This is a genomic window from Streptomyces sp. B5E4, assembly GCF_039871555.1.
Taxonomy (GTDB): domain Bacteria; phylum Actinomycetota; class Actinomycetes; order Streptomycetales; family Streptomycetaceae; genus Streptomyces.
This window is the reverse complement of record NZ_JBDPMI010000023.1, coordinates 115,476-139,099: the sequence shown is the minus strand read 5'-3', so window position 1 is coordinate 139,099 and position 23,624 is coordinate 115,476. Positions and strand designations below refer to the sequence as shown.

The window sequence follows — 23,624 nt, the reverse complement described above, 5'->3', positions numbered from 1 at the left end:
CCGCCCCCCCCCGGCGGGCCCCGGGGGGGGGGGCCGCCCGGGGGGGGCCCCCACGGCGAAGGGCCGGAGCGTCTGCTCCGGCCCTTGTCCTTCTGCTGTGCGCGGTACTGGGATTGAACCAGTGACCTCTTCCGTGTCAGGGAAGCGCTCTCCCGCTGAGCTAACCGCGCGCGGTTGCTGCGGCTAGATACTTCCACGCGCCGACCGCCATCGCAAGTCCATGATCATCGCGTGGCCGGTACGGCCCGTGCCACCCGCCGGCGGGCGGGCGGCACGGGCGTGCGGTCACCGGCGAGGGGCCGGTGCCACGGGGTGCGGTCGCACGCGGACCGTCGTCGATCTCCCGCCTGCGGCCGGGGTGCGAGATCGCCGACGGCTGCTACGCGGTGTGCAGCCTCAGTCCGTAGCGGCCGAGGATCTCGTTGACCGGCTGGTACCAGGTCTCGCCGCCGCTGCTGCAGTTGCCCCAGCCGCCGGACGTGACGCCCTGCGCCTGGTCGCCGCTGATGAACGAGCCGCCCGAGTCGCCGGGTTCGGCGCAGACGCTCGTCTTCGTGAGCTGGTGTACGACGGCGCCGCCGCTGTAGTTGACCGTCTCGTTCTTGGCCAGCAGCCTGCCGCAGTGCCAGCGCGTGGTGGAGCCGGAGCGGCAGATGGAGGCGCCCACCGGGGCCTCCGCGGAGCCGCGGACGAGCTGGTCGGGCACGGTGCCCCAGCCGAGGACCACGGGGACGGTCCACCAGCCGCTGCCGACGCTGACCCAGGCGTAGTCGTTGTCGGGGAACGACGAGCCCTGGAAGTTGCCGATGAACGAGCCGTCCCAGCCGCGGACGCCCGCGCCCGCACCGCCGCAGTGGCCCGCGGTGACGAAGCCGCCGTGCACCGAGAAGCCGATGGAGCAGCGGACGTTGCCCGTGTAGTACGGGTCCCCGCCGACGGTGCCGGCGGCGAAGGTGCTCGGCGCCTCGGCGACCGTTCCGACCTCGACGGGACCGGCGGCGCGGGCCCGTTCGAGGAAGGCGCGGACCGCGGCGTCGCCGCGCCGGTCGGCGACGACGTCGACCCGGACGCTGTTGGCGCGCGCGTCCACGCGCCAACTGGCCACCCCGGCGGGGGCGGACAGCGCGTCCAGGCGCTTCATCGTCGCGTCCAGCCGTGCGGCGCTGTGCTCGACGACGCGCACGTCCGCGCCCGTCGCCCGGACCGCGTCCGCGCGCTGCGCGCCGGTGACGGCGACGGTGAGCCGGCCGCTGTCCGCGTCGAACCAGGAGCCGCCGTAGGCGGCACCGGCCGCGCGCTCGGCCCTCTTCTCGATCTCGCCCGCCCGCCGTTCGTCGGCCAGCCGCTCCCGGGCCTCGTCGGCCGTCAGGCCCAGGTCCCGCTGCAGCGCGGCGGCCAGGCCGGGGGAGAGCCCCTGCGCGGAGTCGGCGCCGGCGGAGGGAGCGAGGGCGGCGGCGCCGCCCCAGGTGCTGAGCAGCAGGAGTGCGGACAGGCCCAGCCGTAATCCGAAGGTGCGTCTCACGATGGTGACCTTTCTGTAGTTCCCTCATGTCGAGTGGGGGTGGAACACAGATGGTTGAGAGCGCTCTCAGTCAGCGCGCTGTCACCACAGCACGGGCCCGCATGTTTGTCCAGACCTTTCGCAGGCACGACAAGCGGCCGCCCGGCCCCGCGGGGGACCGGGCGACCGCTCGTCAACCGCCTGGGGGCGTGCGCCTCTTCGGGCGCGCCGGGCTAGAACTCCTCCACCGTGTGCGGCAGCAGCGGCGTGCGCAGCGCGGTGTCGAGCGCGTCGGCCGCGCCCGCGGTGTGCTCGGTCGCCAGGCCCGCGCGGACGGCGGCAGCGAGGTCGGCGCCGCCGAGATAGGCGGCGGACAGGTCGCGTACGTCCACGGTGAGGTCCGGCGCCGCGTCGACGTTCTCGTACGCGGCCGGGGCGCCGGGCGCGACGGTGAGCCGGTACGTGCCCGCGTTGGCCGGTACCGCGGTGTCGGTCACCGCCAGCACCACGTCCGCGGCGGCGGCCCAGGAGCGGCGCCGCAGGGCCTCCCCGACGTCGGTCAGGCGCACCCACAGCGCCGGGAACGTGCTCGTGACCCGCACCTGGTCGCGGTCGGCGGCGAAGAGCAGCAGCGGGTCGTCGAGCGGGCGGCCCCAGGCGCGTACCGTGCCGGTCAGGTCCAGGGAGACCAGGTAGCGCCAGAGTGCCGCGGCGACGGCCGGGCCGTCCGCCTCCAGTTCGTCCAGCCGCACGAGGCCCGAGGTCTCCGGGCGGTCGCCGTCGCCGTCCTTCGTGCGGTAGACGGCGTAGCCGGCGAGGGGCTCACCGAGGGCGACGACGCGCGGCCGGGAGAAGTCCTCGTCGTCCGGGTCCTGTTCGGCCATCCACTCCTTGGCCCACCACTCCTCGCTGCGCTCGGGCCGGCCGGCGCGCGCGGCCCGGGTGCGGTCGTAGTACGGGCCGAGCAGCGCGGGCGCCGCAGCCGGGTCGACCAGCCGCAGGGGCCGCTCGTCGGGGGCGATCCGCAGCCGCAGCGCCTCCCGGGAGTCGATCTCGACGGTCGCGCCGTACGTTGCGGGACCGAAGCCGAACCGCCCGTAGATGGCGGTCTCCGACGCCCACAGCGCCGCCATCGGCCAGCCCTCGGCCGGGCAGCGCGCGAACAGCTCGGCGATCATCCCGGAGAGCACCCCGCGGCGCCGGTGCGTCGGCGCGACGGAGACGAACGTCAGGCTGGGGCAGGGGAGTTCGGCGCCCGGGACGGCCATCGTGAACGGCAGCGCGGCGACCATGCCGACCAGCGTGTCCGCGTCGTACGCGCCGATGCGCAGGCAGCCCGCCAGGAGTTCGTGATGGCGTTTGCGAAGTTCGTCCTCGGGCTTTTCGTGGAAGACCAGATAGGCCAGCTCCTGCGCCCGGTCAATGTCACTTTCAGGTATTTCACGGACCACAATGGCAGCACGGTCGTTCATATTCTGACACTATCTGTCACGACCGATCCCTGCACATCGCTTCCGCGTCAGGTCCGGGACGTGCGGGCCGCGGCCGCGCACCAACGAAGAAGGCGACCCATGCGCGCGCTGTGCGCGGCCGTGGGTCGCCTCTCGTGCGGTGGACGATACTGGGATTGAACCAGTGACCTCTTCCGTGTCAGGGAAGCGCTCTCCCGCTGAGCTAATCGTCCGAGGTGGAGACGGGATTTGAACCCGTGTAGACGGCTTTGCAGGCCGTTGCCTCGCCTCTCGGCCACTCCACCAGCGAGGGCCCGTGAGACCCTCATCGAGCGGACGACGAGATTCGAACTCGCGACCCTCACCTTGGCAAGGTGATGCTCTACCAACTGAGCTACGTCCGCCGGTCGTGCTCCGAAGGCGCCGGTGAGGCGCTTCCGGTAGTCATGAACCTTAGCGGATTCCGGGGCCAGCTCAAATTCGGTTTCCCGCGGCGCCGTGACCGCACCCGCCCGGGGGCCCGTGTCCGCCGGCCGCCATAGACTCGCGGCGTGCCCCGCCTCGCCCCGCTCGCCCGCTTCGGCGGTCTCGTCGGCTCCGACCTGCGCGACGTGACCGACGACCCGGCGGCGCTCGACTCCGCGGGCTGGTGGGCCGTCGTCGTCGGGTACGAGGGCCGGACGGTGTGCGCGCGCTTCGGCGACGTACGCCCCGATCCGCACCCGCCCGCCGGCCGCGCGCACCGCTGGCGCGGCCCCGGCGCCGCGCGCTGGACGACCTCCCTGGACCGCGCCGGCTACCTGGCGGGGGTGCGCCGCATAAGGGAGCACATCGCCGCCGGCGACGTCTACCAGGTCAACCTGTGCCGCATCCTCACCGCCCCGCTTCCTGCCCCCGACCCGGACGCCGCCGACGTCGACGCCCTCGGCGCCGTCCTCGCCCGCGGCAACCCCGCCCCGTACGGCGGCGTCGTCCGGCTGCCCGCACACGGCGTCGAGGTCGCCACCGCCTCGCCCGAGCTGTACCTGCGCCGCGCCGGCCGCGCCGTCGAGTCCGGCCCCATCAAGGGCACCGGCCGGACCGCGGCCGACCTGACCGCCAAGGACCGCGCCGAGAACGTCATGATCGTCGACCTGGTGCGTAACGACCTCGGCCGCGTCTGCACCACGGGATCCGTCACCGTGCCCGCCCTCTGCGCCGTCGAGGAGCACCCCGGGCTCGTCCACCTCGTCTCCACCGTCCGCGGCGAGCTGGCCCCCGGCGCCGGCTGGGCGGAGCTGATCGGCGCCACCTTCCCGGCCGGTTCCATCTCCGGCGCGCCGAAGAGCAGCGCGCTGCGGATCATCGACGAGCTGGAGACCGCCCCCCGCGGCCCCTACTGCGGCGGCGTCGGCTGGGTCGACGCCGACCGCGGCACCGGCGAACTGGCCGTCGGCATCCGCACGTTCTGGATCGACCGGGCCACGGCCGGCGGGCCCGCGCTGTGCTTCGGCACCGGCGCGGGGATCACCTGGGGCTCCGATCCGGAGCGCGAGTGGCGGGAGACCGAATTGAAGGCATCCCGGCTGCTCGCGGTAGCGTCGGAGGCGGAAGTCACGAGTGAAGGGACCGTACGCACATGAAGGTCTGGCTCGACGGCGGGCTGCGTGAGGTGGCCGACGCACGGGTGTCCGTGTTCGACCACGGCATCACCGTGGGCGACGGCGTCTTCGAGACGCTGAAGGCCACCGGCGGCACCGCTTTCGCCGTCACCCGGCACCTGGAGCGGCTGGCCCGCTCCGCCCGCGGCCTCGGCCTGCCCGAGCCCGACCTCGACGAGGTGCGCCGGGCCTGCGCCGCGGTGCTGGCCGCGGAGCCCGTGCCGCACGGCCGGCTGCGCATCACGTACACCGGCGGCGCCGCACCCCTGTCCTCCCACCGCAGCGACGCGGACGACAGCCGCCCCACCCTGGTCGTGGCCCTGGCCGCCGCCGAGCCGCGGCCGGACGAGACGGACGCCGTCACGGTGCCCTGGACGCGCAACGAGCGCGGGGCCGTCGCGGGCCTGAAGACCACCTCGTACGCGGAGAACGTCGTCGCGCTCGCCCGTGCGCACGAGGGCGGCGCCAGCGAAGCGCTCTTCGCCAACACCCGCGACCGGCTCTGCGAGGGCACCGGCTCCAACGTCTTCGTCGTCCTCGACGGCGAAGTGCACACCCCGCCGCTCGCCTCCGGCTGTCTCGCCGGGATCACCCGGCGGCTCCTGCTGGAGTGGACCGGCGCGCGGGAGACGGACCTGCCGTTCTCCGTGCTCGCGCAGGGCGGCGAGGCGGAGGAGGTCTTCCTGACGTCCTCGTTGCGGGACGTCCAGGCCGTGCGGCACCTCGACGGCCGCGCACTGCCCGGTGCCCTCGGGCCGGTCACGGCCAAGGCCATGCAGGTGTTCGCGGAGCGGTCGGCGGCGGACGTCGACCCGTAGAAGGCAGGGCGACCGGCAGACTCCGAGCGTGCGAGGACGAAGGGGAAGCGATGACGACCCACCTGCGCCCGGCCGGAGCCGAGCGGCGTGAGCCGGACGGCGGCCGTACGCGCGCGTTCGCCGTGTGCGTCAACGGCCGCCCGGTCGGCGACGTCGAGCTGGCCACCGACCCGCGCCTCGGCCCCGCCACCGGCCGCGTACGCACGCTGCGGATCCAGCAGGCCGAGCGCGGCCGCGGCCGCGGCACGGTGGCGGCGCTGGCGGCCGAGGAGGTGCTGCGCGGCTGGGGCTGCCGGGAGGTCCTGCTCAGCCTGGACCCGCGCGCGGAGGTCGGTCTGCGGCTGGCCGCGGCGCTGGGCTACACCGAGACGGGCCGGACGATGACCAAGGAGCTGGCCGCGGCGCCCGAGCTGCCGCCCGGCTCCGCGGTGCGGCCGATGGCCGCGGGCGAGTACCCGGGCTGGCGGACGGCGGAGGTGGAGGGGTACGCACGCCGGTGGCTGGAGCAGGGGGCGCCGCCCGGCGAGGCGCGGAACCGGGCCGGTGCCGCCCACGACGAGCTGCTGCCGGCGGGCGCCGCCACCCCGGACATGGCGCTGCGCGTCCTGGAGCACGACGGGGCGGGGGTGGGCACGGTCTGGATCGCGCTGCGGCCGCAGATCGCCACCGGGGGGTACGTCTACGCCGTGACCGTCGTGCCGGAGCACCGGGGGCAGGGCCACGGCCGGACACTGATGCTCGCCGCGGAGCGAGAGTGCCTGGCGGCGGGGCTTCCCACGCTGGGGCTGCACGTCTTCGCGTGGAACGAGGTGGCGCGGCGGCTGTACGAGTCCCTGGACTACCGGCCCGCGGCGTACCACCTGCGCAAGCCGCTGGTCTGAGGGCCGGACACGGGCCCGGGGACACCGCCTTCGCCCGCCCCGGGGCGCCGGCCGGCCCGTGGCCTCCCGCCTCCGGGCCCCGCCGGCTCGGCCCTGCTCAGTCCGTCGCCGCCAGCAGGCGGTCCGCGATCTCCTCGATCCGCTCGCGCAGCCCGTCCTGGCTCTTGCCGCCGTCCAGGCGCTCGTCCCCGATGACGTACGTCGGCGTGCCCGTCACCCCGATCGCCTTGCCCTCGGCGACGTCCGCGTCCACGATCAGGAAGTGCCGCCCGTCCACGAGGGCGGTCTCCACCTCCGCCGCGTTCAGGTCCAGCTCCCGCGCCGTCTCGACCAGCAGCGGCTCGCCCCGCTTGGCGAACCTCTCGGCCCGCGCCAGCACGGCCTCGACGTACTCCCAGCCCTTCCCCTGCGCGAAGGCCTCCTCGGCGGCCTGGGCGCCCGCCATCGCGTGCGGGTGCTTGTCCAGCGGGAAGTGGCGCAGCCGGATGTCGAGCCGGTCCCCGTAGCGCTCCCGCAGCGTGTGCAGGTCGGCGAGCGCCGTCCGGCAGTCCGGGCACTGCAGCTCGCACCACATGTCGAGGACGGGCGCAGCGTTCACATCGTTCTCCATGGGCGCCAGTCTTCCAGGCCCCGAGGGGTAGCGCCGTCTCGGTCCTGCGGACGAGCCGGACCCGGAGATGTCCCCCATGCCGTGCCGCACCATGGCAATCGCGGCGCATTCCGGTGCACGATGGAAGCATGTTCACCACCACGGTCTGCGCCGCGCTCTCCGCGGCGGGGCTCGCGATCGCGCTGCTGACCGCATACCGGCGAAGGTTCCGGCGGGCGACGAAGATCGCCGCCCTGTCGCTGGTGCCCGTCGGCCTGGCCATGGCGGGGCTGGTCGAGCTCGGCGGGAAGGTCGGCAAGGCCACGGGGGACTGGGCCACGGATCTCGTCTTCAAGCCCTCGGTCTGGGGCGGCTTCGGCGTGCTCGCGGTCGCGGTCGTGCTCTGGGTGGCCCAGCGCTTCGCCGGCGAGCGCGCCAGGCGCAAGGCGGGCGGGGGCGCCCCGGCCGCCCCGGCGGCGGCGCCCGCGGCGTCGCAGCCCGCGCTCCGCGCCGGCCGGGTCGGCAAGGCGCGCGGCTCCGCGCCGGCGACGAGCGGCCGGCGGGGCTCCGGCCCGGGGGACGAGGACTTCTCCGACATCGAGGCGATCCTCAAGAAGCACGGGATCTGAATCTGACGCTACGGGCCCGCGGAACTACCCTGCGCAGCCGCGAAGTCGATCTCTGTCGACAAGAATCGATCACACGCCGCCGATCTTCGTGAACAGGCCGGATTTTCCTGGCGTGTTGCCCACGTGGGCATGCGTGCCTGCGTCATCATCTGCGCGAGATGAACGACCACACGCCCGCACCGCGGCCTCCCGCCTCCGCCGAGCCCCGCGGCTGCCTCTTCGCCCTGTCCCAGCCGCCGTTGATGCTCTTCCTCACCGTCGTGGGCGTGCTGATCTTCGGCACCTCGGTCTACGACCTCATCGGCTGGTGAGCGCCGCCCCGCCGGCGGCCCCGGCCCCCGCCTTCCCGGCCCCGTCTCCGGCCGCCTCCCCCGTCCCGTTCCCCGTCCCGTTCTCCGCAGCCGCCTCGCGCTGCCGTGCGCGGTACGCCGCCACGTGCAGCCGGTTGCCGCAGGTGCGGCTGGAGCAGTAACGGCGGGAGCGGTTGCGCGAGTAGTCGACGAAGGCCCGGCCGCAGTCCGGCGCCTCGCAGCGGCGCAGCCGCTCGCGCTCGCCGGCGACGACGAGGAACGCCAGCGCCATCCCGCCGTCCGCGGCCAGATGTTCGGCGACGGAGGCGCCGGGGGCGAAGTAGTGCACGTGCCACTCGTAGCCGTCGTGGTCCGTGAGCTGCGGCGTAGTGCCGGCGGCGGCCACGATCGCGTTGAGCCGCTCCGCCGCGGCCCGGTCGTCCGGGGCGGCGAAGACGGCCGAGAGGTCGCTCCGTACGGCCCGGACCGCGGCCAGGTCGGCGCGGCAGAGCGCCTCCAGGCCGCTGATCTCCTGCTCGTCGACGAAGCCCTGGAGCGCCCCCACGTCCACGAGCACGTCCGCGTCCTCGCCCCCTGTGTCGGTGTTCAAGAGCGCCACGACGATGTCGAGCGCGCACCGGGTGTCGTGATTGATCAGCACCGTTCCGCTCCCCTGGTCGGGCCGCGCGTTCCCCTGGTCGGTCTGACGCCGACTCTAGCCAAAACGTGACACCGCCGTCGCCCACGGTGGCACGACGGCGGTGCTCTGGTGCGGTTGTCCGGTGGTTGGTCCGGCCGTCTCCCCGAGGCTGACGGCTACGGACGGTGAGGTCGTGGGGACTCAGCTCTCCGCGAGGATGTGCGAGAGCTCGGTGTCGAGGTCGAAGTGGCGCGGCTCCGTCCCGGGCGGCACGGCGGCGTCCGTGCGCTTCAGGAAGGACTCCAGCGCCCTCGCGGGTGCTTCGAGCAGTGCCTCGCCCTCGGGCGAGCTGAGGGCGATGCAGACGACGCCCTGGCCGTGACTTCTGGATGGCCAGACGCGGACGTCGCCGGTGCCGGTCGGGCGGTGGAGCCCTTCGGCGAGCAGATCGCGGGCGAACACCCATTCGACCGTCTCTTCTGCGCCCGTGTGGAAGGTGGCGTGCACGGCGTAAGGATCCGCGGTGTCGTACCGCAGACCTGCGGGGACAGGCAGGGAAGACTCGCTCGACACAACGAGGCGCAGGTGCAGCTCGCAGCTGACCGTGTGGTTCATAAGCGCCAGGGCCTTTCGCTCAGTGTGCGCTCGGGGATTCGCACGTCGGCGAAGTCGACATGCCACCTACCGGGGCGTTGTAAACCCCTCTGACTGTTTTGCGATGTTTTTCGTAGTTCGTACGGCCTAGTGAGGGTTCTCGGATGAGGGCCGTTCCGGTGAACTCTCCGGCACGGATAGTTTGGGCTCTCTGGATGCGGAGAGTAACGAGAATCGGGCGCAGTGTGACGGAGGCGCGCGGAGGGTGCGTCGGCGATGGCCGGTAAAGGGGCACACGGGGATGCTCACACCGGGTGACGTCGACCGCGTCGTCGACCGTGCGGCGGCGCTCGCGCGGACGGGGTCCGCCGGCCCCGCCGCGGCAACGGGTTTGAACGGCGAGCCTGCCGCACTGTATGGTTCTGACCACGCCGCCAAGGCGTTCCGGGGCGATTAGCTCAGGGGGAGAGCGCTTCGTTCACACCGAAGAGGTCACTGGTTCGATCCCAGTATCGCCCACCCGGAGAGGGCCGTTCCGCATCATGTGGGACGGCCCTCGCCCGTTCCCCGCGCACACCTCAGGCCGCCGTCGCCAGGCCGCTCGCGCGCAACGGCCAGGCCGGGTCGCAGCGTTCGTCCGAGCCCGTACGCGCGAACCACGCCGTCAGCCCGCGCGCCTGTGCGCCGTGCCAGACCGCCTGCCGCGCGTGCAGCTCCGACGCGCTCAGCTCGCCGATCCGCTCCGCGTAGCGCTGCCCGATGGCCCGTGCGAGGCGCAGCGCCGCCGTCGCGTCCGCGCCCGCCTCGTGGGCGCCGGTCAGCTCCACGCCGTAGTGCTCGCACAGCGCCGTCAGCGTGCGGCTGCCCTTGCGGTAGCGGTCGAGGTGCCGGTCCAGCACCAGGGGGTCCAGCACGCACAGCGGTGCGCCGCCGAGGTACTTCGGCAGCGACGAGGCGCGGTGCCGGCGTAACTCGCGGTCCAGCAGCGTCAGATCGAACGGTGCGTTCATCACCACCAGCGGTACGTGGCTCGCGCACTGCGCCGCCAGCGCCTTGCCCACCTCCTCCATCACCGGCGCCGGCCAGCGGCCCAGGCGCTGCAGATGCGACAGCGTCAGCCCGTGGACCGCCGTGGCCGCGGGCGGGATCTCCACGTCGGGGGAGACGAGCCACGACGTGCGGCGGGGCGGCGAGGTGATGTGGGGCTGCACGACGACGGCTGCGGAGAGTATCCGGTCGCGTTCCACGTCGACGCCGGTCGTCTCGGTGTCGAAGGCCGCCAGCGGCCCCTCGTACCAGAGCGTCATCAGCCCAACTCCCTGGAGTTTTACGGTAGGTGGGGTCGGTCCCACCCGACCGGGTGATACCCGCAACACCCCTCGTTCGAACAATGGTTGTTTGGCGGAGAGTCCGTGCGGTGACAACAGAGAGTGAGGGCCGGGCACGCCTCGGCCGCCCGTGGCGGGGCCGGCCCCCGTCAGCTACCGACAGCGCATGGAAGGCAGTTGGGCCATGGCCCTCATCCGGCCGGACTGGTGCGGCCCGTTCCCCGAGCGGGCCGCACCGCGGCGCGGCGCCCGCGCCGCGACGGCGTGCCCGGCGATGCCGCAGACCGCCTGTCTGCACGCGGTCGTTGCCGCTGCCCGCCGCACCCCCGTGCGGCTCTTCCCCGGCAGCGGCATCGACCGGCACGTTCCGGTACGGGCCGCGCACGACCCGGCCGGCCACGCCGTGATCCGCGTCTGCGCCGGCCGCGTGCGCCGCACGCTCACCACCCGGGCCGGCAGGGGAGGGAGACCCTGATGTACCGGCAGCCCCCGGAGCCCGATCCCGCCCATACGGACCCCGCCGTGCTCGGCGCCCTCCTCGCCCGCCATGGCTGGCGCCGGCACGGCGGTTCCACCGGCAGGTACGCGCGCTTCACACCGCCCGGCGACGCACCGGGCGGCGCCGGCGTCCTCGTACCGGCCGACCGCGCCTTCCCCGACTGCACCGACCTGCTCGCCGAAGCGCTCGGCGCGCTGGCCCGCAGCCCCGAGCCGTCCGCCCCGCTCGTGCTCACCGCCGTGGCCGTGCCCAGCGACGAGGTGAGCTGGGAGTACGGCACCGAGCGGCGCGCCGGGCCCGCCCGGTGGGCCGACGCCGAGCGGCTGTCCGCCGCCGCCCGCGCCATGCTGCTGGCCGGCGCGCTCGCCGCCCGCCGCCCCGCGGGGTTCCACGGCGCCCGGCTGCGCCCGCACGCCGCCCGGGACGTCGAGCAGACCCTGCTCGGCCCCGGCGCCCACGCCGCCCGGCTGACCGCGTTCGTCCCCGCGCCGGAGAGCCGCACGGTCACCACCACCCTGCTCCGCGCCCTCGGCGCCACCCGCGACGCGGTGGACCGCCAGCACACCACCGGGGCCATGGACGCCTTCGACCACGCCGTCGAACTCGGCGTGTGCCACGAGCTGACCGAGGCCCTGACCGCGCTCGTGCGCGGCACGGACGGCGTGCGCATCACCCTGGCCTGGGCCCCCGCCCACCCGACGCCGAGGGGCTTCGCCGCGGCCCCCGAACCGGTGGAGTTCGCCCCCGGCGACATCCCGGCCCTGCAGCGGGCCGCCGTGCGCTACCGGCACCGGGAGCCCTCCCTCCCGGTCCGGCTCACCGCAGCCGTCACCCGGCTCAGCCGGACGGCAGCCACCGGCCCGGGCCGGGTGCGGCTGCGGGTACTCGCGGGCGCGGACGTCACCGAGGTGCGTACGTCGCTCGACGAGGACGCGTACCGCGTCGCGGGCCAGGCGCACCTGGCAGGGGTGCCGGTGCGCATCAGCGGCATGCTGGAGAGCCGCGGCGGCTTCCGGCGGCTGACCGGGGCGTCGGGGGTGAGGCCCCTGCCGGTGGCGGACGCCGGGGGGAACCGGCTGCCGAAGGCGCATGGGCACCTGGACTTCTTCGACGAGGCGTACGGCGACGGCTGAGAGCACCGCTCCGCGCACGCGACGCCCGATTTCGCCGTGCGCCCCCCGGGCTCGGTACGATTCACGCCGTGCCGCCGCCGCGTGCGGCACCCCGTTCCCCGCGAAGGAGACCCCGTGTCCGACGTCCGTGTGATCATCAGCCGCGATGCCGCCGAGCGGGAAGAGCGCGTGGTCACGACGGGCACGACGGCCGGCGACCTCTTCCCCGGCGAGCGCACCGTGATCGCCGCCCGCGTCGCCGGCGCGCTGAAGGACCTCGCCTACGAGGTCGCCGACGGCGACGAGGTCGAGCCGGTGGAGATCGACAGCCCCGACGGGCTGGACATCCTGCGGCACTCCACCGCCCACGTGCTGGCCCAGGCCGTGCAGGAGCTGTTCCCCGAGGCCAAGCTCGGCATCGGCCCGCCCATCAAGGACGGCTTCTACTACGACTTCGACGTCCCCGAGCCCTTCCACCCCGACGACCTCAAGCGCGTCGAGAAGAAGATGCAGGAGATCGTCAAGCGCGGCCAGCGCTTCTCCCGCCGCGTCACCACCGACGCCGACGCCCGCGAGGAGCTGGCCGCCGAGCCGTACAAGCTGGAGCTGATCGGCCTCAAGGGCAATGCCGCCGACGCCGCCGAAGGCGCGTCCGCGGAGGTCGGCGCCGGCGAGCTGACGATCTACGACAACCTCGACGCCAAGACCGGCGAGCTGTGCTGGAAGGACCTCTGCCGCGGCCCCCACCTGCCGACGACGCGGCTGATCCCCGCCTTCAAGCTGATGCGCTCCGCCGCCGCGTACTGGCGCGGCAGCGAGAAGAACCCGCAGCTCCAGCGGATCTACGGCACCGCCTGGCCGTCGAGGGACGAGCTGAAGGCGCACCTGGAGTTCCTGGCCGAGGCCGAGAAGCGCGATCACCGCAAGCTCGGCACCGAGCTGGACCTCTTCTCCATCCCCGAGGACATCGGCTCGGGCCTCGCGGTCTTCCACCCCAGGGGCGGGATCGTGCGCCGCGTGATGGAGGACTACTCGCGCCGGCGGCACGAGGAGTCGGGCTACGAGTTCGTCTACACCCCGCACGCCACGAAGGGGAAGCTCTTCGAGAAGTCGGGCCACCTGGACTGGTACGCCGACGGCATGTACCCGCCCATGCAGCTCGACGAGGGCCAGGACTACTACCTCAAACCCATGAACTGCCCCATGCACAACCTGATCTTCGACGCCCGCGGGCGCTCGTACCGCGAGCTGCCGCTGCGCCTCTTCGAGTTCGGGACCGTCTACCGGTACGAGAAGTCCGGCGTCGTGCACGGCCTCACCCGGGCCCGGGGCTTCACCCAGGACGACGCGCACATCTACTGCACCAAGGAGCAGATGGCCGGCGAGCTGGACTCGCTGCTGACCTTCGTGCTGAACCTGCTGCGCGACTACGGGCTGGAGGACTTCTACCTGGAGCTGTCCACCAAGGACCCGGAGAAGTCCATCGGCTCCGACGAGGTCTGGGAGGAGGCCACCGAGATCCTGCGCCAGGCCGCGGAGAAGCAGGGCCTGCAGCTCGTCATGGACCCGGGCGGGGCCGCGTTCTACGGGCCGAAGATCTCGGTGCAGGCCAAGGACGCCATCGGCAGGACGTGGCAGATGTCCACGATCCAGGTGGACTTCAACCTCCCCGAGCGCTTCGACCTGGAGTACACCGCGGCGGACGGCTCGCGGCAGCGTCCCGTGATGATCCACCGCGCGCTCTTCGGCTCCATCGAGCGGTTCTTCGCCGTCCTGCTGGAGCACTACGCGGGCGCCTTCCCGGCGTGGCTGGCGCCCGTGCAGGTCGTCGGCATCCCGATCGGCGACGACCACGTCCCGTACCTGCAGGAGGTCGCGGCCAGGATGCGGGCCCGCGGGCTGCGCGTCGAGGTCGACTCCTCCTCGGACCGGATGCAGAAGAAGATCCGCAACGCCCAGAAGGCCAAGGTCCCGTACATGCTGATCGCGGGCGACGACGACATGGCCAAGGGCGCCGTCTCCTTCCGCTACCGCAGCGGCGAGCAGAACAACGGCGTGCCGATCGACGACGCGATCGACGAGGTGGCCCGCGCGGTCGCGGAGCGCGCCGGGTCGTGACCCGGCGCGGGCCGGGCCCGGCGCCCGGCCCGCGGGGTCCTACGCCATATGCTGCGGAGTATGACCAGTGAGCCGGAGCAGCAGCTCGGGGTCGGCACCCCGGATCAGTTCCAGCGGCTGTGGACGCCGCACCGCATGGCGTACATCCAGGGCGAGAACAAGCCCACCGGCACCGCCGCCGGCGACGGGTGCCCGTTCTGCGCGATCCCGGAGAAGTCGGACGAGGACGGGCTGATCCTCGCCCGCGGCGCACAGGTCTACGCGGTGCTGAACCTGTACCCGTACAACGGCGGGCATCTGATGGTCGTCCCCTACCGGCACGTCGCGGACTACACCGAGCTGACCGACGAGGAGACCGCGGAGCTGGCGGTCTTCACCAAGCGCGCGATGACCGCCCTGCGCACCGCGTCCGGGGCGCAGGGGTTCAACCTCGGCATGAACCAGGGCCCGGTCGCGGGCGCGGGCATCGCCGCGCATCTGCACCAGCACGTGGTGCCGCGGTGGGGCGGGGACACGAACTTCATGCCGGTCGTCAGCCACACCAAGGTGCTGCCCCAACTCCTCGCGGACACCCGCACGATGCTCGCCGCCGTCTGGCCCGCGGCCTAGCCGCCGCCCGCCCCGGGCCACCCCGCCCCGATCGGTGTCCGACCGGGGTGAATTTTCCGGGGTTTCGTGCACACTGGACCGAAAGCGGGGGGTTCCGCCACCGCTTGCGCGACGGTGTGCAGGGGGGCACAGATGTCGGGTGACGAGACGGCCGTCTACGCGGAGAGAGCGTGGAACCCGCTGGCGGCGAAGGTGCGGCTGACGGCGGACACGTTGTCCGTGGGGCGGGGCCGGCGCGTGCGGGTCCGCGACATGCACCTGATGGCCATGGCCGAGGCGTATCTGCGGGGGAAGTGGCTCGGCGGCCGCGGGCTGGAGCGCGAGCTGGCGCGGATCGGTAACGGGCCCGGCGTCGTGCCGCTGATCCACGTGACCGGTTCCGCCCACGTGATCCGGGTGCGGCAGGCGGCGGCGTTCGCCGGAGCCCTCGGGGAACTGGCGGTGGAACTGAGCGGCGGGCCCGCGGAGGTGGCCGCGGCGGGGCGGCGGGCCGAGTCGGAGGGCGTGCCGTTGTGGATGGCGCGGCGCTCCGCCGCGGGGCCGCACGGCGGCATGGTGACGGTGGCCGTCGACCGGCGGCTGGTACGCGCGGACGTGTGGGCCGAGGAGGCGCCCGGGACGCCCGCGGTGCGGCTGCGCGGGAAGGCCGGCCTCACCGCCGAGGAGGTGCAGACGAGGAATCCGCCGCTGACGGTCACCGTGGCGGGGCGTCCGGCCGTGCTCACCGTCCTCGACTCCTCGGTACGGGGGTGGGTCGCCGTGCTCCGGACGGAGAAGGTGCAGTGGGAGCTGGAGGGGCGGGACGTGGAGTCGTCCCGGCTGCTCAGGGGCCGGCGCCCGGTGGCCCTGCTCACCCGCCGCCGGGACTGGGAGGTGCGGTACGCGACGGTGGAGCCGTTGATGGACGTGCGGTACGAGACCGCGGACCCGCTGGACGCGGTGGTGGCCCACTTCTTCGGCGCGGTGTGTGGCGCGGGCGACGAGAACGCGCTGATCCGCCTCGGCACGGTGGACCGGGTGCTCGCCCCGTACGGGGCGGGCGGGGCGGACGGCGAGAGACGGGGCTGGGACGACCCGTGGTCCACCGACCTGGGCTTCTCGCCTTCCGGCGGCGGCTTTGGGGGCCGGGTTCGACGGCGGTGGCGACGGCGGTGGCGGCGGGGGAGGCGACGGTGGCGGTGGCGGTGGCGGAGGGTGAGCCCCGGGCCCGCCCCCGGCCGCCGGGGCCGGAGGCGTCCGGGCCCGTCAGCCCGCCGCCTGCGCCAGCGCCTGCGCCAGGTCCGCCCACAGGTCGTCCGGGTGCTCGATGCCCACCGAGACCCGCACCGTGCCCTCACCGATGTCCATCGCCGCCAGCGCCGCCTCGTCGAGCTGCCGGTGCGAGGTGCTCGCCGGGTGCATGACGAGCGTCTTGACGTCGCCGAGGGACGGGCTCAGCAGCGCCAGCCGCAGCGATTCGACGAACCTGCGCCCCGCGTCCCGGCCGCCCGCCAGTTCGAACGCCAGCACCCCGCCGCCCGCGGCCAGCAGCCGGTCGGCCGTCGCGCGGTCCGGGTGGTCCGGCAGCCCCGGGTGGCGGACCCGGGCGACCGCCGGATGGGCGGCGAGCCGTTCGGCCAGCGCCAGCGCCGTCGCGGACTGCCGCTCGACGCGCAGCGCCAGGGTCGCCATGCCCCGCAGCGTCAGCCACGCCGCGAACGGGTCGGCCACCGCGCCCTGTTCGACGGCGTGCGCCCAGACCCGGCGGCGCAGCTCCGCGTCGCGGAAGACGGCGACGCCGCCCAGGACGTCGGCGTGGCCGCCGAGGTACTTGGTCGCCGAGTGCACGACGACGGCGGCGCCGTGCTCGACCGGGCGGCAGAGCAGCGGGGTGGCGAAGGTGTTGTCGACGACGCCGGTGACCCCCGCCTCCGCGGCGGCGGCCAGGAGCGCGGGCAGGTCGGTGACGGCGGTGGTGGGGTTGGCGATGGTCTCCAGGTAGAGCACCCGGGTGCGGGGGGTGAGTGCGGCCCGTACCTCGTCGGCGTCCCGGCCGGAGACGTACGTGACCGACACCCCCCAGCGTTCCGCCAGATCGGTCAGCGTCGCGTACGTGCCGCCGTACAGCGAGCGCTGCGCGATGACGTGGTCGCCGGCGGAGAGCAGGCTGAGCAGCACGGCGTTGATCGCGCCCATGCCGGACGCGAACGCCAGCCCGCCCGCGCCCCCTTCGAGATCGCTGACCGCCTCCTCCAGGGCGCGGACGGTCGGGTTGCCGAAGCGGCTGTAGAGGTACGCGCCGTCCGGGTCCTGGAAGGCGGCGGCCAACGCGTCGGCGGAGTCGAACGTGAAGACGTGCCCCTGGTGGATCGGCACGGTCACCGGGCGGCTGCCCTCGGGGACCGGCACGGGCGGGTGGGCGGTACGGGTCGAGGGGTGCAGGTCGGCGCTCATGGCGAAAGTCTCCGCGGCGAATGGGTTGCCGGAACAGGGCCAATTCCGGGAGATTGGTCCGCCATGGACACCGACGACGTGCGGGCCTCCGACCTGGTGGCCGCCCTCGGCCGCTGGTCGGCCGGACGCGGCCCGCTGTACATGCTGCTCGCCGCCCGGCTGCGGCGGCTGGTCGACGAGGGCCGGCTGCGCCCCGGCGCGGCGCTGCCGCCGGAGCGGGCGCTCGCGGCGGCGCTGGCCGTGGGGCGCACGACGGTGGTCGCCGCGTACGGCGTGCTGCGTCAGGAGGGCCGCGTCGTACGGCGGCAGGGGAGCGGCACCCGCGTCGCGGAGGCGGCGCTCGTGCCGGGGCGTACGGCGGAGACCGCGAACCCGCTCTTCCTCAACCTGCTGGAGCCGGCCGACGGCGTGATCCTGCTGAGCTGCGCGGCCCCGGACGGCCCGCCCCCCGAACTGGCCCGCGCCTACCGGGACCTGGCCCTGCCCGCCACCGGCCTCGGCTACCACCCCGCCGGGCTGCCCGCCCTGCGCGCCGCCGTCGCCGCCCGCTACGCCGCCCGCGGCATCCCCACGGACCCGGCGCAGATCCTCGTCACCACCGGCGGCCAGCAGGCGCTGGCGCTGCTGACCCGGCTGTTCGTCGCCCCCGGCGATCCGGTGCTGGTCGAGGCGCCCGCGTACCCCGGCGCGCTGGACCTGTTCCGGGAGGCGGGGGCGGTGCTGCGGCCGGTGCCCGTGGGGCCGTACGGGATCGACGCGGACGCCGCCGTACGGACGCTGGCGGAGCACCGGCCGGCGCTCGCGTACGTCGCCTCGGTGCACCAGAACCCGACCGCCGCCGTGCTGCCACCGCTGCGCGGACGCCGGCTCGTGGAAGCGGCCGGGCACCTCGGCGTACCGCTGGTGGACGACGAGGTGCTGGCGGACCTCCCGTTCGAGGGTGCCGCGCCGCCGGCGCTCGCCGCGTGCGCGGACGGCACCGAGGTCATCAGCGTCGGGTCGCTGAGCAAGGTGGTGTGGGGCGGGCTGCGCATCGGCTGGGTGCGCGCGCCCGCCGGCGTCGTCACCCGGCTCGCCCGGCTGAAGGCCGTCCACGACCTCGGCACGGACGTGCCGGCCCAACTCGTCGCCGTCTCGCTGCTGGCCGCGTACGAACCGCTGCTCGCCCGCCGCCGCGCCGACCTGCGCCGCGCCCACGACCACCTGCGCGCCGAACTGGCCCGGCTGCTGCCCTCCTGGGACTGCCCGCCGGTGCCCGGCGGGCAGACGGTGTGGCTGCGGCTGCCCTACGGGGACGGAGTGTCCTTCGCACAGGTCGCGCTCCGTCACGGGGTGGCCGTCCTGCCCGGCGCCTGCGTGGACGCCGCCGGGGGCAGCGGCCCGTACCTGCGGCTGCACTTCTGCTCACCGCGGGACGTGCTCACCGAGGCCGTCGGGCGGCTGGCCGCGGCCTGGACGGCGTACGACGGGAGTTCCCGCCCGGCGACGCCCGCGGCCCTCGGCGGTGTGACCGTCTGACCGGGGCCGCCCCCCGCCCGCGCGCCCTGGCCGTGCGCCCTGCGCCCGCCGTCAGCCGTCGTACACGTCCGCCCGCCGGGGCTCCGCGCCCTGCACGGCCCCGCTGAGGAACGCCGACCGGGCGCCGAAGCTCGTCGTGTCCACGCTGTGCTCCTCCAGCACCCGCATCGCGGCCTGGTGCACCACCCGCAGCACCGGCGTCGCCGCGCGCAGCGCGTCGTCCGCCATGAAGCGGTGCCGCCACGGCTTGTCCGCCCACACGTGCCGCAGCCCGAAGGGCTCGGGGAGCTTCAGCTTGCCGCCGAGGTAGTCGAGCAGCGGCGGATACCAGGTGAACGGCGCCCGCGCGGCCAGCCGCACCACCTCGCGGGTACGGACCAGGGGCAGCGGCTTCTCCTTGGTCTCCCAGAACTTCATGCCGCTCACGGTCTTGGTCTCACGGCTGGGCTTGCTGGTGAACAGCGGGTGCACCGGGCCCAGCGCGTGCCCCGTGACCTCGATGCGCAGCGTCTGGTGCAGCACGGTCACCGAGACCAGCAGCGTGATGACCAACTGGCCGTCCCAGAGCGTGAACTGCACGCCCAGATAGTGCCGGTTGCCCGCGCCGAACTGCTGCTCGTTGCAGATCCGCTGGACCTCGAAGTCCCGTACGGAATAGCCGTCGACGATCGCGCCGCCGGGCCGGGCGACCTCGCCCGCGCCCTCGCCTATCGGCGAGACGATCCAGTGCTTTATCGCGGGGGCCGGGAAGCCGCCGGTGTGCAGCGGGGTGCGCTCCAGCATGCGGAGCTGGTCGTGCACCGCCTTGGCGATGTCCCAGCTGCGGAACGGGTGGATCTCGCCGCCGGACTCCTTCGGCTTGAGGTCCTCCGCCAGGTGCCAGGCGCCCCAGCGGGTGCCCATGCCGAGTATCCCCTTGGGGCCGGCGTAGAAGACGACGTTGCTGTGCTGCTCCGCCGACAGCTTCGCCAGGCCCAGCCGCAGCCGCTCCGCGCTGGCCTCGCCGGGGTTCCTCGGCACCGCCTCGGGGATCTTGGCGCCGAGGCCGCCGCCGGACAGCAGCGCCGTCCAGTGCTCGCGCAGGCCCTTGGCGTACTGCTCGCAGATCCGGTTCGCCCAGAACCAGCCTATGATCGGCGCCACCAGCAGGCCGCGCAGATAGATGTTGAGCAGCCCGCCGGGCGGCAGCGTGATGAACAGGTAGACGGCGGCGACGCCGATGATGCCCAGCAGGACGTACCCCACCGCGCCGACGCGCTTGTCCGACGCGCCTGCCAGGGTGCGGCGGAGCTGGAAGACACCGAGCCAGAGCAGCACCCCGGGCAGGAACAGCAGCCCGAAGACGCCCATCACCACGGTCAGCCGGGTGTCGCGCTCCTTGCGGTAGCGGTTGGCCGCCAGGCAGTGCTCCAGCACCGCCTGCGGCTCCGTGCCGAAGGACTGGATGAGCGGCTTGCGGCCGTCGGCGAGCATGCGCACCGTGACGGCGCGCGCGAACGCCTCGCCCAGGTTCGGCTCGAAGAGCGAGAGCCGGCCCTTCTTGAAGTCCGACTTGCTCCAGTCGTTGTTGGCGTCGAGGAGCTTGGTGACGGCGCTGTCGCGGTACGCCGTGGACGCGAGCGCGTGCGTCGCCGCCGTCTGACCCTGGGCGCCCGAGAGGGGCACCTGTGCGCGCGGGGCGAAGTCGAACTCCAGCCCCTCAGAACCTGCCACTGCCGCCCCCAACGCCGCGCGTCCGCCCCGGTGATGGGGCCGGGCCCGCGGGCAAGCGGGCCCGACCACCAATGTGCCCCAGCCTAGCCGCGGTCAACCGTCACGGGACTGCCGATCACGGATCTTCGCCGCCACCTGCTGCGGCATCGGCTCGTGCCGGGCGTACGCCCGGTCGAACCGGCCGGTGCCGTGCGACAGGGAGCGCAGATCCACCGCGTACCTGCCGATCTCGAACTCCGGCACCTCCGCGCGCACCAGCGTCCGGCCGCCGCCCGCCTGCTCGGTGCCGACCACCCGGCCGCGCCGCCCGGACAGGTCGCTCATCACCGGGCCCACGTACTCGTCCGCGACCAGCACGCCGATTTCGGCGACCGGCTCCAGCAGATGGATCTGCACCTGCGCCGCGGCCTCCCGCAGCGCCAGCGCGCCGGCCGTCTGGAACGCGGCGTCGGAGGAGTCCACCGAGTGCGCCTTGCCGTCGACGAGCGTGATCCGCACGTCGACCAGCGGATAGCCGGTGGCCACGCCCTTGACCGCCTGGCCGCGTACGCCCTTCTCCACCGACGGGATGAACTGCCGCGGCACCGCGCCGCCGACCACCTTGTCCACGAACTCGATGCCCGAGCCCTCCGGCAGCGGCTCGACCTCGATCTCGCAGATGGCGTACTGCCCGTGGCCGCCGGACTGCTTGACGTGCCGTCCGCGCGCCGCCGCCCGGCCCGAGAACGTCTCGCGCAGCGACACCTTGTGGTCCACCGAGTCGACCTGCACGCCGTACCGCGTGCGCAGCCGCTCCAGCGCCACGTCGCGGTGCGCCTCGCCCAGGCACCACAGCACCAACTGCCGGGTCGAGGGATTCTGTTCCAGGCGCATCGTCGGGTCCTCGGCGCACAGCCGCGCCAGGCCCTGCGACAGCTTGTCCTCGTCCTGCTTGGTGTGCGCCTCGATGGCCACCGGCAGCAGCGGGTCCGGCATCACCCACGGCGCCATCAGCAGCGGCTCGTCCTTGGCCGAGACGGTGTCGCCGGTCTCCGCGCCGTTCAGCTTGCCGACGCAGGCGATGTCGCCGGCGATCGCCGCCTCCAGCGGGCGCTGGAGCTTGCCGAACGGGGCGGTCAGCGAGCCGATCCGCTCGTCGGTGTCGTGGTCCTCGTGCCCGCGGTCCTCCATCCCGTGCCCCGAGACGTGCACCGTCTGGTCGGGGCGCAGCGTGCCGGAGAAGACGCGCAGCAGCGACAGTCTGCCGATGTACGGGTCCGAGGACGTCCTGACCACCTCGGCGGCCAGCGGCCCGGCCGGGTCGCAGGCCAGCCGCGCGCGTTCCTCGCCGCGCACGGTGGTCACGTCGGGGATGCGCCGCTCCGGCGGGGTGGGGAAGCCGCCGGTGATCAGCTCCAGCAACTCGACCGTGCCCAGCCCCTGCGTCCCGCCGTCGGCGGCGGGCGCGGCGGCCAGCACCGGGTGGAACACCCCGCGCGCGACGGCCTTCTCCAGGTCCTGCACGAGCGTCTTGACCTCGACGTCCTCGCCGCCGAGATAGCGCTCCATGAGGGACTCGTCCTCGCTCTCCGAGATGATGCCCTCGATAAGCCGGTTGCGGGCCTCCTCGATCAGCGGCAGCTCCTCCGCGCGAGGCGGTCTGTCCTCGCGGGCACCGGAGGTGTAGTCGAAGACCCGCTGCGTGAGCAGGCCGATCAGCCCGTGGACGGGCGCGTGGCCGTCCGCCGCCGGCTCGCCGAGCAGCGGCAGGTACAGCGGCAGCACGGCGTCGGGGTCGTCACCCCCGAAGGCCGCCTGGCAGGTCTCCGTCATCTGGCCGAAGTCGGCTCTGGCGGCGTCCAGATGCGTGACGACGATCGCCCGCGGCATCCCGACCGCCGCGCACTCGTCCCACAGCATCCGGGTCGCGCCGTCCACGCCGTCCGCGGCCGAGACGACGAAGAGGGCCGCGTCCGCGGCGCGCAGACCGGCCCGTAGCTCCCCGACGAAGTCCGCGTAGCCGGGGGTGTCCAGTAGATTGATCTTGATGCCGTCCCATGCGACCGGGACCAGCGAGAGCTGTACCGAGCGTTGCTGGCGCTGTTCGATCTCGTCGTAGTCGGATACGCAGCCGCCGTCCTCGACCCGGCCGGCCCGGGTGAGCGCCTTCGTGGTCAGCGCCAGCGCCTCCACCAGCGTGGTCTTACCGGATCCGCTATGGCCGACCAGCGCCACGTTCCGAATGTCGGAGGGCCGGGCGGCCGCCGCTGCCCTGCCGGCGGCTCCGGGGTGTGCGTGTGCCTTGTCACCCATGTGTCTCGCCTCCGTCTGACACGTGCGGTGCATTCGAGCTTTGCACCGCCGTCAGACCCCGTCCATAGCACGGACGGCTTCGGAAACACCGACCGCCCGGACGTGCGTACGCCCCGGCCGGTGAGGGGCATACGGCCCGCGCGGCCCCGCCGGGGCGCTGGCTACGATGGCTGCGCTACGTTGAGCGACTTCCACCGACGAGTCCCCCCGGCCAGCCGCGGGGGCCCGCCGACCGGCGACCCTGGGACGGCCATGCTGAACAAGTACGCGCGTGCGATCTTCACGCGTGTCTTCGCACCGATCGCCGCGATGCTGCTGCGCCGTGGCGTGAGCCCCGACACCGTCACCTTCGTGGGCACCCTCGGGGTGATGGCGGGCGCCTTGGCCTTCTTCCCCCGCGGGGAGTTCTTCTGGGGCACGGTGATCATCACCCTCTTCGTCTTCTCCGATCTGATCGACGGCACCATGGCCCGCCAGTCCGGCCGCTCCAGCCGCTGGGGCGCGTTCCTGGACTCCACGCTCGACCGGGCCGCGGACTCCGCCGTCTTCGGCGGCATCGCACTCTGGTACGCGGGCGACGGCGACGACCTGGTGCTGTGCGCGGTGGCGATCTTCTGCCTGGCCGGCGGCCAGGTCGTGTCGTACACGAAGGCGCGCGGCGAGAGCATCGGGCTCCCGGTGAAGGTCAACGGCCTGATGGAGCGCGCCGACCGGCTGGTGATCATCCTGGTGCTCGCAGGATTCGCGGGCATGGAGCGCACCTTCGGCATCCCGCACATCGACCTCCTGCTGCCCATCGCGCTGTGGGCGGTCGCCGCGGGCAGCGCCGTCACGCTCTTCCAGCGGATGGTGACCGTGCACCGGGAGGCCGCCGAGAAGGACGCCGCCGACCCGCTGCCGCCGCCCGCGCCGCGCGGCGGGCCGCGCCCCGGGGCAGAGGCCGAGCCCGCGGACCAGGAGAGCGCGTGA

General features: G+C 74.0%; 21 protein-coding genes and 5 tRNA genes. 12 read left to right on the top strand and 14 right to left on the bottom strand.

Features of this window, described 5'->3' with window-relative positions:
• Window positions 1-98: 98 nt before the first annotated feature.
• From ABGA99_RS26090 to ABGA99_RS26065, 6 genes are all read right to left on the bottom strand, one after another.
• Window positions 99-170 (bottom strand) — tRNA-Val (locus ABGA99_RS26090).
• 209 nt (window positions 171-379) lie between these two features.
• On the bottom strand, window positions 380-1,522 hold the full coding sequence (locus ABGA99_RS26085) for a S1 family peptidase (RefSeq protein ID WP_347583533.1): 1,143 nt from the start codon (window positions 1,520-1,522) through the stop codon (window positions 380-382).
• Window positions 1,523-1,734: 212 nt separating this feature from the next.
• Window positions 1,735-2,952, bottom strand: coding sequence for a GNAT family N-acetyltransferase (locus ABGA99_RS26080; RefSeq protein WP_347576114.1), 1,218 nt, complete (start codon window positions 2,950-2,952; stop codon window positions 1,735-1,737).
• 161 nt (window positions 2,953-3,113) lie between these two features.
• Window positions 3,114-3,185 (bottom strand) — tRNA-Val (locus tag ABGA99_RS26075).
• Window position 3,186: 1 nt separating this feature from the next.
• Window positions 3,187-3,257 (bottom strand) — tRNA-Cys (locus ABGA99_RS26070).
• Between the two features lie 26 nt (window positions 3,258-3,283).
• Window positions 3,284-3,356: transfer RNA gene (locus ABGA99_RS26065), tRNA-Gly, on the bottom strand.
• Window positions 3,357-3,503: 147 nt separating this feature from the next.
• Between ABGA99_RS26065 and ABGA99_RS26060 the strand changes: the two genes are divergently transcribed.
• Genes ABGA99_RS26060 through ABGA99_RS26050 form a run of 3 tightly spaced genes read left to right on the top strand, consistent with a single transcriptional unit; the run spans window position 3,504 to window position 6,291 of the window.
• On the top strand, window positions 3,504-4,574 hold the full coding sequence (locus tag ABGA99_RS26060) for a chorismate-binding protein (protein ID WP_347583532.1): 1,071 nt from the start codon (window positions 3,504-3,506) through the stop codon (window positions 4,572-4,574).
• Entirely contained in the window at window positions 4,571-5,410 is an 840-nt protein-coding gene (locus ABGA99_RS26055; protein WP_347575767.1) for an aminotransferase class IV, read from the top strand. The genes ABGA99_RS26060 and ABGA99_RS26055 overlap by 4 nt, the downstream gene beginning before the upstream one ends.
• A 50-nt stretch (window positions 5,411-5,460) precedes the next feature.
• The gene (locus ABGA99_RS26050; protein ID WP_347575768.1) at window positions 5,461-6,291 is read left to right on the top strand and encodes a GNAT family N-acetyltransferase; all 831 of its coding nucleotides are present in this window, start codon (window positions 5,461-5,463) and stop codon (window positions 6,289-6,291) included.
• Between the two features lie 97 nt (window positions 6,292-6,388).
• On the opposite strand, the gene ABGA99_RS26045 is transcribed toward ABGA99_RS26050, so the two are convergent.
• On the bottom strand, window positions 6,389-6,901 hold the full coding sequence (locus tag ABGA99_RS26045) for a DsbA family protein (protein WP_347575769.1): 513 nt from the start codon (window positions 6,899-6,901) through the stop codon (window positions 6,389-6,391).
• 128 nt (window positions 6,902-7,029) lie between these two features.
• On the opposite strand from ABGA99_RS26045, the gene ABGA99_RS26040 reads away from it, so the two are divergent.
• A complete protein-coding gene (locus ABGA99_RS26040; RefSeq protein ID WP_347583531.1) occupies window positions 7,030-7,509 on the top strand; it encodes a hypothetical protein in 480 nt (159 codons plus the stop codon).
• A 158-nt stretch (window positions 7,510-7,667) separates the two neighbouring features.
• Window positions 7,668-7,820: a hypothetical protein gene (locus ABGA99_RS26035; RefSeq protein WP_347575771.1), complete on the top strand. Its 153-nt coding sequence runs from the start codon at window positions 7,668-7,670 to the stop codon at window positions 7,818-7,820.
• Here ABGA99_RS26035 and ABGA99_RS26030 read toward each other — a convergent pair.
• The gene (locus ABGA99_RS26030; protein ID WP_347575772.1) at window positions 7,807-8,460 is read right to left on the bottom strand and encodes a CGNR zinc finger domain-containing protein; all 654 of its coding nucleotides are present in this window, start codon (window positions 8,458-8,460) and stop codon (window positions 7,807-7,809) included. The genes ABGA99_RS26035 and ABGA99_RS26030 overlap by 14 nt on opposite strands.
• 180 nt (window positions 8,461-8,640) lie before the next feature.
• Window positions 8,641-9,054 (bottom strand): SsgA family sporulation/cell division regulator, encoded by a 414-nt coding sequence (locus ABGA99_RS26025; RefSeq protein WP_018836768.1) that lies wholly within the window; start codon window positions 9,052-9,054, stop codon window positions 8,641-8,643.
• Between the two features lie 426 nt (window positions 9,055-9,480).
• Between ABGA99_RS26025 and ABGA99_RS26020 the strand changes: the two genes are divergently transcribed.
• Window positions 9,481-9,552 (top strand) — tRNA-Val (locus ABGA99_RS26020).
• 59 nt (window positions 9,553-9,611) lie between these two features.
• On the opposite strand, the gene ABGA99_RS26015 is transcribed toward ABGA99_RS26020, so the two are convergent.
• Window positions 9,612-10,340: an exonuclease domain-containing protein gene (locus tag ABGA99_RS26015; RefSeq protein WP_347583530.1), complete on the bottom strand. Its 729-nt coding sequence runs from the start codon at window positions 10,338-10,340 to the stop codon at window positions 9,612-9,614.
• Window positions 10,341-10,527: 187 nt separating this feature from the next.
• On the opposite strand from ABGA99_RS26015, the gene ABGA99_RS26010 reads away from it, so the two are divergent.
• The 4 genes from ABGA99_RS26010 (at window position 10,528) to ABGA99_RS25995 (ending at window position 14,699) form a co-directional block, all read left to right on the top strand.
• Window positions 10,528-10,836, top strand: coding sequence for a hypothetical protein (locus tag ABGA99_RS26010; RefSeq protein ID WP_347575774.1), 309 nt, complete (start codon window positions 10,528-10,530; stop codon window positions 10,834-10,836).
• Window positions 10,836-11,993, top strand: a complete 1,158-nt coding sequence (locus tag ABGA99_RS26005; protein ID WP_347583529.1) for a hypothetical protein — start codon at window positions 10,836-10,838, stop codon at window positions 11,991-11,993. Before ABGA99_RS26010 ends, ABGA99_RS26005 begins: the two co-directional genes overlap by 1 nt.
• Before the next feature lie 114 nt (window positions 11,994-12,107).
• Complete coding sequence (gene thrS / locus ABGA99_RS26000) at window positions 12,108-14,090, top strand: threonine--tRNA ligase (RefSeq protein ID WP_347575776.1); 1,983 nt, start codon at window positions 12,108-12,110, stop codon at window positions 14,088-14,090.
• A gap of 48 nt (window positions 14,091-14,138) precedes the next feature.
• A complete protein-coding gene (locus tag ABGA99_RS25995) occupies window positions 14,139-14,699 on the top strand; it encodes an HIT domain-containing protein (RefSeq protein ID WP_347575777.1) in 561 nt (186 codons plus the stop codon).
• Between the two features lie 155 nt (window positions 14,700-14,854).
• Here the strand turns inward: ABGA99_RS25995 and ABGA99_RS25990 are convergent, their stop codons facing one another.
• Together ABGA99_RS25990 and ABGA99_RS25985 are read right to left on the bottom strand one after the other, a co-directional pair.
• Window positions 14,855-15,706 carry a hypothetical protein gene (locus tag ABGA99_RS25990; RefSeq protein ID WP_347583528.1) on the bottom strand — a complete coding sequence of 284 codons (852 nt, stop codon included), beginning with the start codon at window positions 15,704-15,706 and terminating at the stop codon, window positions 14,855-14,857.
• Window positions 15,707-15,944: 238 nt separating this feature from the next.
• The gene (locus ABGA99_RS25985) at window positions 15,945-17,132 is read right to left on the bottom strand and encodes an aminotransferase class I/II-fold pyridoxal phosphate-dependent enzyme (RefSeq protein WP_347583527.1); all 1,188 of its coding nucleotides are present in this window, start codon (window positions 17,130-17,132) and stop codon (window positions 15,945-15,947) included.
• A gap of 63 nt (window positions 17,133-17,195) precedes the next feature.
• On the opposite strand from ABGA99_RS25985, the gene ABGA99_RS25980 reads away from it, so the two are divergent.
• Complete coding sequence (locus ABGA99_RS25980; protein ID WP_347575780.1) at window positions 17,196-18,650, top strand: PLP-dependent aminotransferase family protein; 1,455 nt, start codon at window positions 17,196-17,198, stop codon at window positions 18,648-18,650.
• Window positions 18,651-18,701: 51 nt separating this feature from the next.
• Here ABGA99_RS25980 and ABGA99_RS25975 read toward each other — a convergent pair whose 3' ends face one another.
• Together ABGA99_RS25975 and ABGA99_RS25970 are read right to left on the bottom strand one after the other, a co-directional pair.
• Complete coding sequence (locus ABGA99_RS25975; RefSeq protein ID WP_347576115.1) at window positions 18,702-20,315, bottom strand: hypothetical protein; 1,614 nt, start codon at window positions 20,313-20,315, stop codon at window positions 18,702-18,704.
• Window positions 20,316-20,456: 141 nt separating this feature from the next.
• Window positions 20,457-22,655 (bottom strand): elongation factor G-like protein EF-G2, encoded by a 2,199-nt coding sequence (locus tag ABGA99_RS25970; RefSeq protein ID WP_347583526.1) that lies wholly within the window; start codon window positions 22,653-22,655, stop codon window positions 20,457-20,459.
• Window positions 22,656-22,907: 252 nt separating this feature from the next.
• Between ABGA99_RS25970 and pgsA the strand changes: the two genes are divergently transcribed.
• On the top strand, window positions 22,908-23,624 hold the full coding sequence (gene pgsA, locus ABGA99_RS25965; protein WP_347575782.1) for a phosphatidylinositol phosphate synthase: 717 nt from the start codon (window positions 22,908-22,910) through the stop codon (window positions 23,622-23,624).